This is a genomic window from Microbacterium sp. (assembly GCF_031988965.1).
Taxonomy (GTDB): domain Bacteria; phylum Actinomycetota; class Actinomycetes; order Actinomycetales; family Microbacteriaceae; genus Microbacterium.
In genome coordinates this window covers 245,225-261,659 of sequence record NZ_DALZXX010000001.1, presented here as the reverse complement: position 1 = coordinate 261,659, position 16,435 = coordinate 245,225, and the positions used below count along the sequence as shown (strand labels likewise).

Sequence of the window (16,435 nt, the reverse complement as noted above, 5' to 3'; positions counted from 1 at the left end):
GAGTCGGTGTCTGTTTCAATGTGCGACCGCTGCGGCAGAGCGATTGTGACGTCGGTCTTCGCGGATGACGCTGATGACGCTGATGGTGGTCGCCACGAGCAGCAGGATCTGGAACGTGACCTGGAAGGGATCCGGGCTCTCCGACGAGTGGGCCTGCGGCATGGACGCGCCTGGCCTCCCGGCACCTGACGCGAGGTACAGCACCCAGTCGGTGAAGGCGTGGGCGAGCATGGCGACCCAGAGTCGTCCGGTGACGCGGCGGACCCAGTAGTAGGCGGCACCGGCCGCGGCGAGGAATGACACCTGGAACGCGATGGTGGCGAGCGAGGCGCCGGCGATGATACTGCCGGGGATGTGCGCGAGCGCGAACACGAGGCTGGTCCCGAGAAGGGCGACGAGCTCACCGTGACGCGCGCGCACCGCAGTGAGCAGCACCCCACGGATGAGCAACTCCTCACCGAACCCGACCATCAGCGTGCCTGCCGCGATCACGAGAACGTATCCGATAGGACGAGATGCCCAAGGGATGTCGCCGAGTTGGCTGATAGGCAGCAGCACCACGAGGACAGGTATCGCGATCAACCACCAGCGCCTCGGTGTGAGTGCCGGAGTCGGTCGCTCCCGCCACACTTCCCCACCCCAGCCCGCCCAGCGCAGGAACAGAAGCAGACCGATGATCGCGATGGCGAGTGGTATGAAGTGGCCGAGCGAGAACTGTGCAAGTTCCTGATCGTCGCCTACGAGTCCGCTCAGCAGACTGCCGAGGCCAGCGGCGAGGAGGACGTAGACGACGACCGCGGCGAGGGCGAGCCAGATACTTCGCGGGCGACCGGATGTCCCCGCTGACCCGTTATGCATGTGAGCCGATCTTCTCGTCGGCGCCGCGGATGACGAACGGGACGAAGATCAGGGCAAGGACGCCTGCCGCGATGTACACGATGGAGCCGAACGCTGCGAAGGCACCGGGAGTACCGTGCAACACAGCGAACGTCGAGAAGTCCCAGAGGCCGTGCAGGACCATTGCCCAGATGAGCGTGCCGGTCGTCCGGCGCACGATGTAGAAGATGGTGCCGCCGAGGAACGCGAACCCCACCTGCTGCAGAGTCGCAGGGAGCGCCTGGCCGGATGCGGCGTTGATGAGGTGCATGAGGGCGAACAGTGCAGAGGTGAGGAACCACACCCACCCCTCGCTGAGTGTGCTGCGCAGCGAGGTGAGCAGCAGGCCCCGGGTGGTGAGCTCCTCGGTGAAGCCGACGAGGATCAGCACGATGGACGCCGCGAAGAACGCCCCGTCATAGGAGGCCCAGTCGGTGGAGGCGAGATTGATGAGGAGCGCGACGACCATGATGATCGGCGCGATGATCGGCCACCGGACGCTGCGCCGCTGCTCGCGCAGCGCGGGCCGCCACCAGCCCAGGAGCGTCGTCGTGGTCGCCAACAGGATCGCGGCGATGATCAGCGAGAGGCCTGCGCCGAGGAACAGGTTGCGGCCGCTCTCGCCGAGGTCGGTGTACGGCACACCGCTCAGCTGCTGCACGAGGAACACGACCGCGACGTAGCCGACGTAGATGGCCAGGCCGATCCATACCCGGGGATGCACCTTCAGCGCTGCTGTCATAACCCACATCCTGGCAGAGCCTCGTTTAGCGCATATGACCTCTTCGTGCTGCAGCCCGTGTCTCGCACGATCTAGCAAGGCGAAGCCCGAGCGATCTTCACCGCCTTTCGACTCCGCATAATACGACTGAGACCAACGGCGCCGCGAACCAACCTGGTAACCCTCGACGCTGTCTTCGCCTGCCTCACATTGTCAGATACGCCCTAGATCTCTTCAGGAGCTGGTAGGGGGCTGCTCGACTGCTGAGCAGCGACTGCGTGGAGAATTCGTTTCTCCTTGAGGCCCTCCGAGATCAGGCGTACGACATCCGAGGAAGCATCCGTCGTATGCAATGGATGGTGCCAGAACCTGACTTCGACAATGCTCCGCGTCGAAGAGGCATACACGACACTCAGCGTCGGCTGTTCTTGTGTATCGACGAGCGGAGCGGAGAGAGTTGCCTGAGAGATGAGGTCGACGATTTCATGAAGGCGCACCTCGTCCCCTAGTCGTGCCCGCACGATGACCGCGCTCCTTCGCGCCCCGTGCCGAGAGTCGTTGACGAGGACATCACTCAACAGCTTCGCATTGGGAACGTGGATCGTACGACCGTCGGACGTGTTGAGCACCACTGATCGTCCGTTGAGTTCGCTGACGATGCCGTCGACAGGTTCTCCCCGAACGTCGATTGTTATCTGCTCTCCCACCAACACTGGACGCCGTGATTGCAGAAGTACTCCGGCGGCGAAGTTGTCGGCGACTCCTCTCAGGATCAGGATCAGCACGACAACCACGACAGCCGTCATCGCGATCAGCGGTTGAACGTTGGCGCCGAGGAAGGCCAGAGCGATCCCGATCCCCACAAGCAGGACTAAGAATTGCGTGATGCGTGCCGCGAGTTGACCCACGGAGTCGGAGATTCCCGGCGTTTTACCCGCAAGCTTGCGTACGCCTGTCCGAGCCAGCCTCGAAAGTAGCCACCCAGCCAGAACAGAAATGATCGCGAAGACGATCTGCCACGGGGTCACGCCGCCAGGGAAGAAGTCGGTGATCATCATCGACGAAGCCCTCCGACGTCTTCGGTTCCAGCGCGCGGCGACATCTCACCAGGATCTTCCTTCACCGTGCGCATCGCGCGGCGCACTCACCCGGCAGGGGTGAAGCGAGGTCCGCTCAACGGTGCAAGGAGAAAAGACTATGGGGCATGACAGTTGAGCCATCTGCCCCCGCTCCACGCACAAAACGAGTCATCGATGTGATGACGGTTGTGACACTCTCGATCACCGCCGTGCTGACGGCGTGGTGCGGGTTCGAGGCCTCGAAATGGGGCGGTGAGATGTCCATAGCGTTCAGTCAGGCGTCCAGCGCTCGTGTTCAGGCTGCGTCGGCGGAATCGACTGCGCAAGCTGCGCGGCAGTACGATCTCACGATCTACACCGAATGGATTCTCGCGGATCGCGCCGGCGATGCCGACCTCCAACACTTCATCGAGGAGCGCTTCTCGGACGAGTTCGATATCGCCTTTGCCGCTTGGCAAAACGGTGGTCGCTCCGAACCAGGCCCCTTCGCCATGACTGAGTACTCACCACCGGGTGCTGTCGAAGCCGTTGAGCTGACGCAGCGGGCGGATGAGAGGTTCGAAACGGCACTCGTCAACAACCAGCGCGGAGACAATTACTCGCTCCTCACCGTGCTCTTCGCACTCGTCTTGTTCTTTGCCGCTCTTTCTCAGGCGCAACGGCTTCCGTGGAGACGACATGCGTTCCTTGGCCTCGCCATCGGGCTCGGCGTCATCGGCATCCTCCTTCTCGTGACTTTCCCGGTGAAGATCTGACCTCCGCATCGCCCGTCCGGGATGAAACGGCGTCGCCGTCGATCCTGTGTCCCACGACACTGATGGGCATGGATGCCACTGTGACTGCTCACACCGATACCCTTGTCGCCGCTCGGTCAGACCTCGAGACGCGAGAGCGCGAAAGCGCGCGAGAGACCATTGGTCTTCAAATCTCTGTTGTCGCCTTTCTCCTTGCCGCGCTCGCTGCACTGCCGGTCTTCGGATTCGGTTCTGCGCCGATAGCAGGCCCGGGTTCGGTCGGACAGTATGCCGCCATCGCTTCGGGTGTCGCGGCCGCCATTGCGTTCATCCTTGGGCGCATCATCGCGAAGGATCACCAAGAGTCCAAGGGATCGTTCGGTCTCCGAATGCTGGACACGGCGGCCTTCACCGTGGCGGTCGGGATCATCGCGCTGCTCGGATGGACGCTCGTTGCCGTGATCATGGAGGCAGGGCTGATCGGAGCAGTCGTGTTCCCGTTGCCCGTGGTGCTCCTCTCAGGAGCGGCTGCAGGCGGCACCGCCTACGTGTCGTACTTCGTATCCACCCACCTCGATCTGCAATTGCTTGCCACTGTGCTGGCGGTCTTCCTCGCGATCGGAGTGCTCGCGAGCATGCTCACCGCAAGCGATCCGAACTGGTGGCAGGACAACCTGAGTGCCCTCGGGATGACGGATGATGTTTCGGCTCGTACGTTCAATCTCACGTTGATCGTGGCGGGTGTGTTGGTCACGTCGTTGGCACGGTACGCGACCAGCGCACTGCCGGCGGCGCACCGCGGTAGCCGAGCAGTCCTGACGTGCCTCGTGCTGATCGGCATCTTCTTGGCTTGCGTCGGCATTTTTCCCGTCGACCAGCACTTTGCTCTGCACACCGGGGTCGCATCAGGAATGGCGGTGGCTTTCGGTGTTCTCGTCATCTCGCTTCGATGGTGGCTCCCAGGAGTCTCGACGACCTTCGTTGTCCTCGGATATGTATTCGCGGTGACCGTCGTCATTCTCGCTGTTCTCTTCGCAGTCGGGTACTACACGCTGACCGCCGTCGAGCTCATCGCAGGCGTCGTGATCTTTTCCTGGATCATTCTTTTCATCCGAGCTGTCGATGTACTCACGGCCACCGACGATGTCCAGGCGGAGGCGACCTCCCGACTCGAACGATGATCGAGAGCGCCAGCGCGCTTCGAGAAGTAGCCTAATATTGAATAATTGTTCAATGCCCCTTGTGAGGGCGGCACCCTGTCGCTACCTTGGGGGCCATGACGGTCCCCACACGTCTTTCAGGAGCTGTTCCCCCATCGCGGTTCCGGTCTCCGGCACGCAACTCCGGCATGCTCTTGCGAGGGCGCGTGAGTGACGCGATAGATACGTCGCTCGAAGATCGCGGATTATGTGTGGTCAGTGCCCCCAGTGGCTACGGAAAGACTGTCGCCGTCGCCGACTGGGCAGCCGAACAACAATCGCTGTCTTGGCTTCTGCTGAATTCGCTCGATGCGGATGCATCGCATCTGAATCGCGGGATCATTGAGGCACTGTCTCGCGGGTATCGGCGGGTGGGATGCGAACTCCCGGGACTCGACGAACACGCCGATCCTCGATACTTGTTCGCGGCGCTGCGCGAGGCCATCAACGACGCGGGCGTCCAGATGCAGCTCGTGGTTGATGACGCGCACCGTGCGGGCGAAGGATGGCGCCGCGGTCTGCTCGGCATGCTCGCCGATGAGCCTCCCGACGGTCTTCGGATGGTCGTGGTGGGTACGACACTGCTGGAGGTGACGATGCCCCGGGAGCGGCTTCTCGAACCCTCGCTATTCGTCGGCGCCGAGCACCTGCGCTTAACAGAGGAAGAAATCGAGACCCTTTCCGCAGAGGCCGAGATCAGAATCGACCCCGCCGCTGTGCTGCGTGAGACTCACGGATGGCCGATAGCGGTACGCATGGTGATGATCGGCGGAAGCGAGCCAGTATCGGAAGCAACGACCGCATCAACCTTTCTTGGTGACTACGTGCGCGACCACGTTCTCGCCGCCCTCGCCCCGGATCTCGCCGAGTTCGTCCTCGCCTCCACAATCTGCAAAGAGGTCACACCCGACCTGGCGGCAGCGGTCACAGGGGCGCCTAACGCCGCGGACCTGCTCGACCAATGTGTGCGTCTCGGACTCTTCCTCGACCGGTACTCGACCCCGACAGGTGTGATGTACCGCTGGCATAGCACGTTCGTTCGTACGTGCGCGGATATCCGACGCTCTGACCCCGAGGGGACCGCCGCGAGGCACCGGGCGGCCGCGCACTTTCTTTCATCTGCACAGCCCTTGAAGTCGGTGGAGCACTCTCTTCGGGCCGACGATCCAGCGGCCGCGCGCGAAACCCTTGTCTCCCAGTGGGTGACGCTCCTGCTCAACGGAAACGGACGCGAGGTCGAGTCTGCTGCGGCGGCTCTGCTGCGGCTGCATCCACGTGATGTCGACCTTCGTTTCATTCTCGCGTGCGCGACCGACGTGCTGGGCGATCATCACCTCGCGAGCGAAATGATGAAAAGAGCCGAACGCGCCGCTGCAAATCACCAGCTCGAGTCGACGACTGCAGACATCGCCCGCTTGTTCGTCTGCGACGACCCGGAAAGAGTCTGCGGTGCTGTGACAAGGCTACGACGCGTGATCACGACTACCCGCTCTGACGCTGAACAGGATGCCGCGATCAACATCCTGCTGGGTTGGGCAGAACTTCGAAACCCGACCAATCCCGCATTGCCTGCAGAGTATTTCGACGCGGCAGCTCGAGCCCGCCACGATCAATCCGATCGGGAAGCCGAGCAGCGCACGTTGGGTCACCTCGCATTTGGCCTCACGTGGGCGGGTCGCTTGTCCGAAGCAGCGAAGATTGCGATGCGCGTCAAATCCTCAGGGTGGTCGCGGGTCCTCGACGACCGTGCATACGCGGGTGCAAGCGCGAAGGCAGCGGCTGGCTACGTGGCATATTGGGCCGGAGACAGTGAGGAATGTCACGCAGAGTTCAGCGCCATTTTGAACGGTGGCGGAAACGATCCGTCGTTCGCCGCGATTGCCCGGATGATGATCGCGTACGCCGTCTCGGAGGGTGCAGACCCTTCGGCGAGCAGACGCGCGGCGATCGGCATTCAAGAGATACCAATCGAGACGCTGCATAGCGTTCCGTGGCAAGTGTTCCGAGAGTCGTCGATCGCGATGCTCGAAGAGGCATCCGGGAATCGCGAGCGAGCTGTAAGAATTGCCCGAAAGTACGCCCAGGCAACGACGCTACCCATTGTGTTGGTCGCGCTGGCGGGGATTCTTCGTCGAGCGGGCGAACATGCCGAGGCCCTTCAGATGCTTCGCTCCCTGCAGCTGTTCTCAGAAGTCTCCTATGTGAAGACGTCCACGTTGATCACGGCTGCAACAATCCGTCGCCGCGCCGGGGACCATGCGCTCGCTCATGAACTGTGCGAGGCGGCACTTGCGATCGCAGCGAGAGAGAACATTCGTCTTCCCTTCTCCCCACGAGAAACAGCCGTGCGTAAGTTGCTGAGCGAGCACATCCATTTCGGCTCGCAGTACGAAGATTTCATCGGTTCGTGTCTGGCCTCCGACGTCGCCGGGTCGAGTATCGACACGTTGTCAGAACGCGAACTCGATGTGTTTCGGCAGCTACAGACATCGCGGACGCTGCCGGAGATTGCAACAGCGCTCAACCTCTCGATCAACACGGTCAAGACCCACCAACGCGCGATCTACCGGAAACTCGGAGTCGCGTCGCGACGAGACGCCGTGCACACCACGGTGTAACCGCGAGCATGTCGCCCGCTTGTGCGCCGTTACTCTGGCGACTGATAGGGCTGATACTCAGGGCGCCTCGCGGAAATCCAGACTGCATTTGCGTGTGAGCTGGAGATCGGGTGCGTAGCGAGCACATCTGCCCCGCGAGCGGAGAGTTCCGCAGAGAGCTGTTCGACCCAAGTTGGTTCCACGAGGATGAGGACCGCACTGCCGCCTGTGTCAATACTCGCACAGAGCGATCGTGCGTCATCCACGCTGAGGAGACCAGCGACACCGAGCCCGAGACCAGCGAGGTCAAACATCTCGGCGTCGACTTCGGAGAAGTCGAAAGTGCCTCCCGCCACTCGCCTGACAACCAGAAAGTCGATCAGACGAAGAACTCCCGCCTCTACCTGACGCAGCAGTGCCTCGAGCACTGCAGGCCGAGGACGGTCGCTGTCAATGCTGACCACCACGACTGACACGTCGTGGAGAACATCCTTCGCCACAGCGACCGCCCCCTTTTTCTCAACGAAGCGCGCGAGCCTTGATGGCGTCGAACTCTTCGTTAGTGATGCTCCCTGCTGCGAGAAGCTTGGATGCCTTCTCGATCTCATCGCTGGCACTACCTCCGGCGACGCTCCGAATGTACGAGTCCGCCGCATTCTGGCTCTCGCGGACTGCAGATGCGCTCCGCTCTGCCATGCCCCCGCCACGGGCGATCAGGTAGACCAGCGCGGTGAGGAACGGTACGAAGACCAGGAAGATCATCCAGATCGCTTTCAGCCACCCATTGAGCGCACGATCGCGAAAGAGATCTGCGATGATGCCGAAGATCACCATCAAGTACGAGATGAATACGAAGGCCCAGAAGAACCACCAGATGATGGCCCAGAAGCTTTCCCAAATGGACACGTCAGACTCCTAACGGTTGAGTTGTGCTGTCGCGATAGTCGCACTTCACCCCGGCGGACGGCGAGAACCCTCACCCTGTTCGGGCGACCTTCGAACGGCGCCGGAGGAGACGGGGCGTGACTCACCAAAATAGGGTGAGCGGCTCTGGCCCAAAGCTGGCCGTCGCAGTACTTTGCTGACGTGGAATCCCAACCGAGATCCGATACGAGTGACCTGCCGCTGCGACGCTCGGGGGTTCTCCGCGTACTCCCCGCCCAACCCATGTTGTCTGGTTTCAGCGTGACGCTGGGCGTCGTACTCGCCATCGGACTCGCCGCGACAGTGGCCGGTATCTCCACCGTACTCATCTCGATCTTTCTCGGGATGTTCCTCGCACTCGGCCTGGACCCGGCAGTTCGCGCTCTCGAACGGCGCGGTGTTTCACGAAACCTCGGGATCACCATCGTTGCAGGGACGTTCATCATCGTGGTGACGGTGATACTCCTCGTCGTCATCCCGGCCACTGTCCGTCAGATCACCGCGGCGGTCGACTCGGCACCAGCCACCATCGCGGCCATGCGTGAGAGTGCCTGGTACGCCGACGTCGAACAGTCGCTCGGGGTGGATCTCTCGGCCGTCGTCGATGATGCGCTTCGTTCATTGACGAGTGTGTCGTCGTTCCTCGCAATATCCGGCGGAGTTCTCAGGGTCGGCTTCGGCATTGTCGGCGGCGTCTCGAGCTTCATCATCGTCGTCGTGCTCACGCTCTATTTCGTCTCCTCGCTCGATGGCATCAAGAGGTCCGTCGCAGAATTGGTTCCGCTGTACCGCAGAGCGCGTTTCTCGCGCCTCGTCGACGAGATCACAAGCTCTGTTGGCGGAGTGGTCGCGGGGGGCGTCGCTCTGTCGCTGATCAATGCTTCTGTGGTGCTGCTCCTGCAGGTGGCAGTCGGTTCGTCGATACCGGTGGTGATGTCGATCGCAGCGTTCTTCATCACGCTCGTTCCGATGATCGGGTCGCTGGTGTTCCTCATCGTCGGTGGAGTCGCAACCCTTTTCATCAGTCCGCTCGCCGCCGTGATCTTCGCAGTTGCCTACCTCGTCTACATACAAATCGAGGCGTACATCATCACGCCGAAGGTGATGGGGCGTGCGGCTGCGGTCCCCGGTGTTCTGGTGATCATCGGCGCGATGATCGGCGCGACTCTTATGGGACTCTTGGGCGCGCTCGTCGCCATTCCGATCACTGCTTCGATTCTCATCGTCGTCAGACAGGTGTGGATTCCCGCACAGAACGCGAAGGCTGTGGCCGAGACGGGTTGATCCGGTCACCCCATGCGGGTGAGCGCACGACAGACTTCCGAATCCGCGGTGCGACCATGAGTCTCGACAGGCGACAGGAAGAGAGAGGATCGGAGGGGATCGTGCAGAGACCGCTCGCAGGACTAACGCGCCGAAATCTCGTCAGAGAACTTTCTGCCGGTGTCACACTTCTCGCGATCGCGATCCCCTTGAACATCGGGTACGCGCAGATCGCGGGCCTCCCCGCCACCGCAGGGCTGTACGCACTTGTAGTGCCCACCATCGTGTACGCGCTCGTGGTGTCGTCTCGGCAGGTGGTGGCTTCGCCCGACGCGGCAGCGGCTGCGCTCGTCGCGTCATCGATCGGCGGACTTGCTGCGGCCGGGTCGGATGCGTACGCGACAATGGCACTCGCCCAAGCGATCATCTGCGGGGCGATGTTCATTCTCCTCGCCGTCTTCAAACTTGGCTTTTTAGCGAACTTCCTTTCGAAGCCGATCCTCGTCGGTTTCGTAGGCGGTCTTGCCCTCGACATCCTCGTCTCTCAGGCGGCCAAGATGCTCGGCATCTCGATCAACTCCGGGGGGGAGTTCGTCGAGAAGGTTGTGGATCTGTTCGGACAGTTAGGTTCGACCAACCTCTGGGCTCTGGCAATCTCGGCCCTCTCCGTTGCCGTTCTGCTCGTCGGCAAGCGAATCCTGGCTGTCGTGCCCTGGGCGTTGATCGTCATGGTGGTCGCAACCGTGGTGGTAATGACAACGGGCCTGGCCGACCGAGGAGTGGCGGTTCTGGGCGAAGTCCCGGCGGGTGCACCCACTGTCACATGGCCGGTGTTGGAGTGGCAGACCTGGCTGCTGCTGATCCCGTCGGCGCTCGCACTCACGCTCGTGACGACGGCCGAAGGATTGCTCGTATCGAGGTCGTACGGAGAGAAGCGCCACTACCGCACTGACCCGAACCGCGATCTCCTCGCGTTCGGGGTAGCCAACCTCGCAGCGGGTGCCCAGGGGAGCTTCGCAGTTGGATCATCGACGAGTCGAACGGCCGCGATGGATCAGGCCGGCTCACGCACCCAGATGCCATCGCTTGTGCTCGCGGTCGGAACACTGCTCCTTCTGCTCTTCGGCACGAGTCTCCTCGAAGGCATTCCGTCGCCCGCGATCGGAGCGATCGTCGGTGTCGCAATCCTCCCGCTGCTCGGAATCAAGGAGTTCTTCGCCCTGTGGAAGAGGGATCGCTTCGAGTTCGCGATCGGAGCCCTGTGTTTCCTCGTCACTCTGCTGGTCGGTTCGATCCCGGGCATCCTCACAGCGTTCGTCCTCGCGCTCATCAACATCGCACGTCGTGCATCTCGTCCGGCGATCGACGTGCTAAGCGCAGCCGACCAGCCATCAGCATCCCTTCTCGAGGGCGCGCCGCGCGGTGGCATCACAGCGCCTGGGGTGATCGTGATCCGCATGGCAGCACCGCTCTTCTTCGCCAACGCGGATGTGTTCGCGAGCGCTGTTCGTACCGCCGTCACTGCCGCTGGTACCGAACATGTGCGACACGTGGTGATCGACATGGAAGCGGTGACGGATGCCGATGTGACCGCGGCAGAGTCCTTCGAGAGCCTCAAGGAGTGGTTGACGGCCAACGGCATCTCTCTTGCCTTCAGCCGCCTTCGGCCCTCCACCCGCCCTCGACTAGTCCGGTTGGGAATACTCGAGGACCATGCCGTGTACGAGACCAACCGCGCGGCGGTGGCGGCCCTGGCCGGTCGGCACGATCCTGCGGCGACTCCGCATCATGAGAAGAAAGGAACAACCACATGACCAATTTTCGTTATGGTCCAGCCGAGTTCTATCTTGTCGGGTTCGACGGGAGTGCGCCCGACCCAGGGACCTTCTCCGCTCTGCGAGAACTCATCGACTCCGGCACTGTCCGCCTACTGGACCTTGTGGTCATCGCCAAAGACACCACCGGCGAAGTCGACATCCAAGCAATTGACGAGCAGATCGGCTCCGATCTCGTTGATGTCGAACTGATCGCCTCTGGCCTAGCAGGGGAGGAGGACATCTTGACGCTCGCAGAACATGTGCTCCCGGGGCGATCCGCTGCCGTCGCAGTGCTTGAGCTCACCTACGCACGCGATCTCGCCGAGAAGCTCAACGCATCCGGGGGAGTGGTGCTGCGGACCGAGAGGATCGCAGCTCCCGTCGTGAACGCACTGATGGACATCTTGGAAGAAGAAGGAGACTGAGAAATGCCACTGAGGAGATTCGGCCGTCCTGGACTCATCGGACTGGCTGCCAGAACTGCTGTCGTCGCGGGTACGGCGTCGGCGGTGCAGGGAGCAGCGATGAAGAATCAGCAGCGGCGCGCGGAGGGGCAGTATGAGCAACAGCAGTACGAAGCTGCGCAGCAGCAGGCGCAAATCGATGCGGCGGCGCAGCAGGCCGCTGCTCAGTATGCGACCGCCCCATCCGCCGCGCCCGGTGCCGACGACATGATTGCGAAGCTCCAACAGCTTTCGACGTTGCACGATTCCGGGGTCCTGTCGGACGCGGAGTTCGCGACGGCGAAGCAGAAGCTCCTGAGCTGAAGACGACGCGACGATGTGGGGTGAGAGCTGCGCATGAGCGATGTGATTGCTCAGCTCTTGCCGCTTGCGTTGGGTGTGGCGATCAGCCTGGTTCCGGTGATCACAAGCATTCTTGCGTCTCTCGCCCCACGCTCGCACCAGAGGCTCCGGTCACCTGTTCGGTTGGCTTGCGGGGATAGCGATCGTAGTCTCGGTGTTCACCGCAGTCTCATCTTTTCTCCCGGAAGCAGGAAAAAGCAATGGCGGTGACGAGCCGATCCGTGGAACCGTCCAGATCGTCCTCGGGCCGCTTCTACTGGGACTGGCGCTCAGGTAGTGGCGAGGGCGGCCAGGAGAATCCGACCCTCCGAGCCAACCCAAGTGGATGTGTTCTTTCTCATCACACCCGACACGTTGCAAAGCCCACTCGACCGACTGCGAGGGTGGCTCCAGACCGAGAACGCGGTGACCAAGACCGTCCTCATTCTCGTTCTCGGAGTCATGACGCTCGGAAAATGAATCGCAGCCTTCGGCCGACCGGCTCTTGGAGCGAAAGCGCGTCATGGAACGCACGGTTGCAGCCGGAAGCATCCTCGGGATCTTGTCGATCTCGATGATCGTTGCGACCCTCGCAGCCGCGATCGTCATCAGACATCGACGAAGGTAAGTGGTGCAGGCGGTGAGCGACATCACGAGACATGAAGAAGGGAACTGGACATGAGCGAACTGGATGACCTGCGTGCCAGAGTGCAATCGCTCGAAGAGGAGAACGCGAGTCTTCGAGTACCGAGAAAGTCCCGATGGTCCGTTCGGAGCATCGTCAGTGGAATCATTCTGGTGCTCGCCATAATCCTCGCTCCCACCGCCGCCATCGGCACCTGGGCCCGCACCCAATTGGTGGACACGGATCAGTTCGTCGCGACGTTTGCGCCGCTCGCTAACGACCCCGCGGTCCAAGATTTCGTCGCTGACCAAGTTGTGATCGCGATCGACGAGCAACTAGATCTGGATTCTCTGGTCGGGGAGGTCTTCGATGGCCTCCGCGACCTGGATCTGCCGCCCCGAGCCGAGGCGGCACTGGGAATCCTCGAGGCGCCGGCGTCTCAGGGGCTGGCCTCACTCGTCGATGGGGTCGTCCATGATCTCGTCGCATCCGAGCAGTTCGCCTCAGTCTGGTCGGAAGCATTGAGGTTTACCCACGATCGCGCGATCGCTGTCTTGCAGGAAGATCCTGACATCGCGGTCCAGCTCGGAGACGACGGCGTGATCGCCATCGATCTCAGTATCGTGATCGAGCGCGTGAAGGAGATCCTGTCGGATCGCGGGGTGGGGTTTGCGGATCTCATCCCCGTCGTCGAGAAGACCATACCGATCGCGCAAGCGGACGCTCTGGTCCTTGTCCGGTCCGTCTATCAGATCGCAGTCACCACGGGGTTCTGGCTTCCTTGGTTCGTACTCGCACTCGTGGTTGGAGGGATCCTGTTCGCGCGAAATCGCTCGCGTGCGATCCTCGGGACGAGCATCGGGTTCGCGCTGGTCTTCGCCCTCATTGCAGCGGGAGCACGAATCGGCCGAGGAATATTCGTCGGCTCCGTCAGCCCCGCGATCATGCCCGCCGGGGCGGCGACCGCGGTGTACTCGCAGGTCTCAGATCTGCTCTTCAGCACAGTCGTCGCCTTGGCCTTCCTCGGAGTGGTGGTGGCGGTGGCAGCATGGTTCGCTGGGCGCAGCAGATCGGCGATGGCGACGCGAGGCATCACGACCAACGCTTTCGCATCACTCCGACACCAATGGGAGCGACGCGGTGTGACGACCGGCAGGTTCGGCGAGCTTGTCGGACGGTATCGGGGAGTGATCCTGATCGTGGGCTCAGCTCTTGGCACACTGATACTCATAGTCAACCGCCCGGTGTCGTTCGGTTCGATAGCCGGTGTGACGTGTGGATTGATCGTACTGCTCGTATCCATCGAACTGCTCCGACGACCGACGTCTCAGCCGGAACGGGAATCTCCGATGCAGACGGCGGGAGATCCTGATGGCGCCCCGGTCGGATAATCGAGTCTCAAACCATGATCGAGACCGTGTGGCAGCTGGCGCCTGTGGCGCTGGGGGTGATGGCCAGCCCGGTCGCCGTGATGGCCTTGATCGGGATTCTGTTGTCTCAGGACGCCAGGCGCAACGGATCGGCGTATTTGATGGGGTGGGTGTTCTGCTCGAGCGCTCTCACGGCGGCGAGCGTGGCGATCTTCACGGCGGCGAACGCGACCGGGGCGTACAGGGAGGCTTCATGGGTGCCGGTGGTGCATCTCTCGGTCGGGGTGATCTGTGTCGCTGGGGCGGTATGGACGTTCACCCGCGCCCGGCGACTGGTGGCGCGTGTCGCGGGCACGGGAGCTGAGGACACGGAATCGGCGGCGGTCCCTCGAATGCCTGGACTCGTGCGGTCAGTGGAGGCAGTCCGACCGCGGCGGGCATTCGTTCTCGGGATCGTCATCTTCTTGAGTCCGATGAACATCGCACTGGTGGCCGCCGCGGGGATCGAGATGGTCCTGGCTGAGCTTCCGCCTTGGCAAGTGATGTCGATGATGGTGGGGTTCGTCATCGCAGCCTCGGTACCTGTCGCGGTCCCTGTCATCACCGTTCTCGCACGCGGTGACGGTGCTGACGAGATGCTTCGACGATTGAGGTCATGGATGCTGCAGCACCACGGCTATCTCAGTGCCGGCATCTTTGCGGGCGTGGGCGTCCTTCAACTCTGGAAAGCTGTGCAGGGGTGGGTGCTGTGAGGTTCGCGGCCCTATGGCGAAGTTATGCGATGCGCTTCGGAACACGGGCGACCATCAGCCGTGACCTCCGTGCGGGCCTGGTGCTCGGAGTCGAGAGCGTTCCGGACGGTCTCGCGGCCGGCCTACTCGCGGGTGTGAATCCGGTACTCGGTCTCAACGCGTACATCGCAGGGACACTGTTCGGTGCCCTGGCGACCGGGTCCGTCTTCATGACGGTCCAAGCGACAGGTGCGATGGCGGTGATCATCGCCGACGTTCCCGAGATACAGGGGCCGTCAGCCACAGCAGCGATCGCCACAATGACGGTTCTCGCGGGGATTGTGATGCTCGCGCTCGGACTCGCGGGTCTGGGCAGCCTCGTACGTTTCATCCCCGCTGCGGTCCTCATCGGTTTCGTGAACGCTGTAGCGGTCAATATCGTCCTGAGCCAGATTGAGAACTTCACGGGCTACGCGAGCGCGGCGGACAACCGTCTGGGACGGACCTGGGACTCAGCGGTACACATCGGCGAGATGAGCGGCGCCTCGATTCTCGTCGGGGCAGTGACTCTAGCCGCCATCCTTCTGCTCGAGAGAACCCGACTCGGCGCATTGTCGATGGTCGTCGGCATCGTCCTCGGATCCGTTCTCGCGTTCCTGCTTCCTTCGGCGAGTGTGGCGGTGATTTCCGATATCGCCGCTGTCGAGAGGGAGATACCCCAGCTTTCATGGCCGGATTTCTCGATGGTGTTTTCGCTTCTGGTTCCGGCGCTCTCGCTCGCGCTCGTCGGCCTTGTGCAGGGCGCTGCAATATCCGGATCGATCCCGAACCCGGACGGCCGTTACCCGAACGCGTCAGCGGACTTCCGAGGCCAGGGAATCGCCAACCTCGCAGCCGGTCTCCTCCAGGGAATCCCGGTGGGCGGCTCGATGTCCGCGACGGCCCTCTCCCGTGCCGCGGGAGCACGAAGCGCCTCCGCCAATCTCTTCGCCGCTGTAGTCATGATCCTGTGCGTGCTCCTTTTCGCTCCACTCATCGGCTTCACTGCGATGCCGGCACTCGCAGCCCTTTTGGCACTCGTCGGTGTGAGGACGTTCAAACTCCATCAGCTGGTCATGGTTGCGAGAACGGGCGGCGTGCCACTCACTGTCTGTGCCGTCACCTTCGTCCTCACAGTGATCATCCCCCTGCAGTACGCGGTGCTTGCCGGAGTCGGGCTCTCAGTCGTGCTTCACATCGCGCGTCAATCGAATCGAGTGCGAGTGAAGCGTCTCGTCTTCGACCGTGCAGACGCCCCGCCCATGGAGGCCGAGCCGCCGACCCACCTGGCGCCGGGAGAGGTTGTCGTCCTCACGGTGTACGGCAGTCTGTTCTTTGCATCCTCCTCGTCGTTTCGCGCTCAGTTGCCGCGCGCCGAGGACGAGGCGCATGACGCCTATGTCGTAATTCGTCTCCGAGGCACCGACGAGCTGGGAGTGACCTTCCTCACCATGCTGCGAGAATATGCGGCCGAGCTCGCCGCATCCGGAGCACATCTAATACTGGTGGGCGTCGGGCCTCGAGTGGTCGACCAGCTTCGACTCACCGGGGTAGGGGAAGCCTTGGGGCACGACAACATCTTCGCCGCTGCTCCCCGTTTGGGCGATGCACTCGACCGAGCAATGACGATGATCGATGCGCGAAAGAACGGCCCGCCGAACGACCTCTAGCCTCG

The 16,435-nt window shown here is 62.3% G+C and carries 15 protein-coding genes; 10 read left to right on the top strand and 5 right to left on the bottom strand.

All coding sequences use genetic code 11. From position 1 onward, the window contains the following. Nucleotides 1-15: 15 nt before the first annotated feature. The 3 genes from RTM68_RS01290 to RTM68_RS01280 all read right to left on the bottom strand — a co-directional run bounded on the left by RTM68_RS01290 (nucleotide 16) and on the right by RTM68_RS01280 (nucleotide 2,655). The gene (locus tag RTM68_RS01290; RefSeq protein ID WP_312167599.1) at nucleotides 16-858 is read right to left on the bottom strand and encodes a type II CAAX endopeptidase family protein; all 843 of its coding nucleotides are present in this window, start codon (nucleotides 856-858) and stop codon (nucleotides 16-18) included. After that, the gene (locus RTM68_RS01285; RefSeq protein ID WP_312167597.1) at nucleotides 851-1,618 is read right to left on the bottom strand and encodes a CPBP family intramembrane glutamic endopeptidase; all 768 of its coding nucleotides are present in this window, start codon (nucleotides 1,616-1,618) and stop codon (nucleotides 851-853) included. The genes RTM68_RS01290 and RTM68_RS01285 overlap by 8 nt, the downstream gene beginning before the upstream one ends. A 203-nt stretch (nucleotides 1,619-1,821) precedes the next feature. After that, nucleotides 1,822-2,655 (bottom strand): mechanosensitive ion channel domain-containing protein, encoded by an 834-nt coding sequence (locus tag RTM68_RS01280; RefSeq protein WP_312167595.1) that lies wholly within the window; start codon nucleotides 2,653-2,655, stop codon nucleotides 1,822-1,824. Nucleotides 2,656-2,801: 146 nt separating this feature from the next. Between RTM68_RS01280 and RTM68_RS01275 the strand changes: the two genes are divergently transcribed. The 3 genes from RTM68_RS01275 to RTM68_RS01265 all read left to right on the top strand — a co-directional run bounded on the left by RTM68_RS01275 (nucleotide 2,802) and on the right by RTM68_RS01265 (nucleotide 7,227). Continuing rightward, entirely contained in the window at nucleotides 2,802-3,431 is a 630-nt protein-coding gene (locus RTM68_RS01275; RefSeq protein WP_312167593.1) for a hypothetical protein, read from the top strand. Between the two features lie 68 nt (nucleotides 3,432-3,499). After that, nucleotides 3,500-4,591, top strand: a complete 1,092-nt coding sequence (locus RTM68_RS01270) for a DUF998 domain-containing protein (RefSeq protein WP_312167591.1) — start codon at nucleotides 3,500-3,502, stop codon at nucleotides 4,589-4,591. 185 nt (nucleotides 4,592-4,776) lie between these two features. Continuing rightward, a complete protein-coding gene (locus RTM68_RS01265; protein WP_312167589.1) occupies nucleotides 4,777-7,227 on the top strand; it encodes a LuxR C-terminal-related transcriptional regulator in 2,451 nt (816 codons plus the stop codon). A 29-nt stretch (nucleotides 7,228-7,256) separates the two neighbouring features. Here the strand turns inward: RTM68_RS01265 and RTM68_RS18955 are convergent, their stop codons facing one another. Together RTM68_RS18955 and RTM68_RS01255 are read right to left on the bottom strand one after the other, a co-directional pair. Beyond that, on the bottom strand, nucleotides 7,257-7,814 hold the full coding sequence (locus RTM68_RS18955; protein WP_396654166.1) for a DUF6325 family protein: 558 nt from the start codon (nucleotides 7,812-7,814) through the stop codon (nucleotides 7,257-7,259). After that, nucleotides 7,726-8,112: an SHOCT domain-containing protein gene (locus RTM68_RS01255; protein ID WP_312167585.1), complete on the bottom strand. Its 387-nt coding sequence runs from the start codon at nucleotides 8,110-8,112 to the stop codon at nucleotides 7,726-7,728. Before RTM68_RS01255 ends, RTM68_RS18955 begins: the two co-directional genes overlap by 89 nt. A 279-nt stretch (nucleotides 8,113-8,391) precedes the next feature. Between RTM68_RS01255 and RTM68_RS01250 the strand changes: the two genes are divergently transcribed. The 7 genes from RTM68_RS01250 (at nucleotide 8,392) to RTM68_RS01220 (ending at nucleotide 16,430) form a co-directional block, all read left to right on the top strand. Next, nucleotides 8,392-9,414 carry an AI-2E family transporter gene (locus tag RTM68_RS01250; protein WP_312167583.1) on the top strand — a complete coding sequence of 341 codons (1,023 nt, stop codon included), beginning with the start codon at nucleotides 8,392-8,394 and terminating at the stop codon, nucleotides 9,412-9,414. 56 nt (nucleotides 9,415-9,470) lie between these two features. Next, nucleotides 9,471-11,207, top strand: a complete 1,737-nt coding sequence (locus RTM68_RS01245) for a SulP family inorganic anion transporter (protein WP_312167582.1) — start codon at nucleotides 9,471-9,473, stop codon at nucleotides 11,205-11,207. Further along, a complete protein-coding gene (locus RTM68_RS01240; RefSeq protein ID WP_312167581.1) occupies nucleotides 11,204-11,635 on the top strand; it encodes a DUF6325 family protein in 432 nt (143 codons plus the stop codon). Before RTM68_RS01245 ends, RTM68_RS01240 begins: the two co-directional genes overlap by 4 nt. Before the next feature lie 99 nt (nucleotides 11,636-11,734). Then, nucleotides 11,735-11,977, top strand: coding sequence for an SHOCT domain-containing protein (locus RTM68_RS01235; protein WP_312167579.1), 243 nt, complete (start codon nucleotides 11,735-11,737; stop codon nucleotides 11,975-11,977). Nucleotides 11,978-12,673: 696 nt separating this feature from the next. Further along, on the top strand, nucleotides 12,674-14,011 hold the full coding sequence (locus RTM68_RS01230; protein WP_312167578.1) for a hypothetical protein: 1,338 nt from the start codon (nucleotides 12,674-12,676) through the stop codon (nucleotides 14,009-14,011). Nucleotides 14,012-14,025: 14 nt separating this feature from the next. Then, a complete protein-coding gene (locus RTM68_RS01225; RefSeq protein WP_312167576.1) occupies nucleotides 14,026-14,742 on the top strand; it encodes a GAP family protein in 717 nt (238 codons plus the stop codon). Next, complete coding sequence (locus RTM68_RS01220) at nucleotides 14,646-16,430, top strand: SulP family inorganic anion transporter (protein ID WP_312167574.1); 1,785 nt, start codon at nucleotides 14,646-14,648, stop codon at nucleotides 16,428-16,430. The genes RTM68_RS01225 and RTM68_RS01220 overlap by 97 nt, the downstream gene beginning before the upstream one ends. Nucleotides 16,431-16,435 lie beyond the last annotated feature (5 nt).

Bases quoted from the DNA above. Each gene is read 5' to 3' on its own strand.
- RTM68_RS01290 (WP_312167599.1), bottom strand. From the start codon at position 858: ATGCATAACGGGTCAGCGGGGACATCCGGTCGCCCGCGAAGTATCTGG.
- RTM68_RS01285 (WP_312167597.1), bottom strand. From the start codon at position 1,618: ATGACAGCAGCGCTGAAGGTGCATCCCCGGGTATGGATCGGCCTGGCC.
- RTM68_RS01280 (WP_312167595.1), bottom strand. From the start codon at position 2,655: ATGATGATCACCGACTTCTTCCCTGGCGGCGTGACCCCGTGGCAGATC.
- RTM68_RS01275 (WP_312167593.1), top strand. From the start codon at position 2,802: ATGACAGTTGAGCCATCTGCCCCCGCTCCACGCACAAAACGAGTCATC.
- RTM68_RS01270 (WP_312167591.1), top strand. From the start codon at position 3,500: ATGGATGCCACTGTGACTGCTCACACCGATACCCTTGTCGCCGCTCGG.
- RTM68_RS18955 (WP_396654166.1), bottom strand. From the start codon at position 7,814: ATGAGATCGAGAAGGCATCCAAGCTTCTCGCAGCAGGGAGCATCACTA.
- RTM68_RS01245 (WP_312167582.1), top strand. From the start codon at position 9,471: ATGAGTCTCGACAGGCGACAGGAAGAGAGAGGATCGGAGGGGATCGTG.
- RTM68_RS01240 (WP_312167581.1), top strand. From the start codon at position 11,204: ATGACCAATTTTCGTTATGGTCCAGCCGAGTTCTATCTTGTCGGGTTC.
- RTM68_RS01235 (WP_312167579.1), top strand. From the start codon at position 11,735: ATGAAGAATCAGCAGCGGCGCGCGGAGGGGCAGTATGAGCAACAGCAG.
- RTM68_RS01230 (WP_312167578.1), top strand. From the start codon at position 12,674: ATGAGCGAACTGGATGACCTGCGTGCCAGAGTGCAATCGCTCGAAGAG.
- RTM68_RS01225 (WP_312167576.1), top strand. From the start codon at position 14,026: ATGATCGAGACCGTGTGGCAGCTGGCGCCTGTGGCGCTGGGGGTGATG.
- RTM68_RS01220 (WP_312167574.1), top strand. From the start codon at position 14,646: ATGGATGCTGCAGCACCACGGCTATCTCAGTGCCGGCATCTTTGCGGG.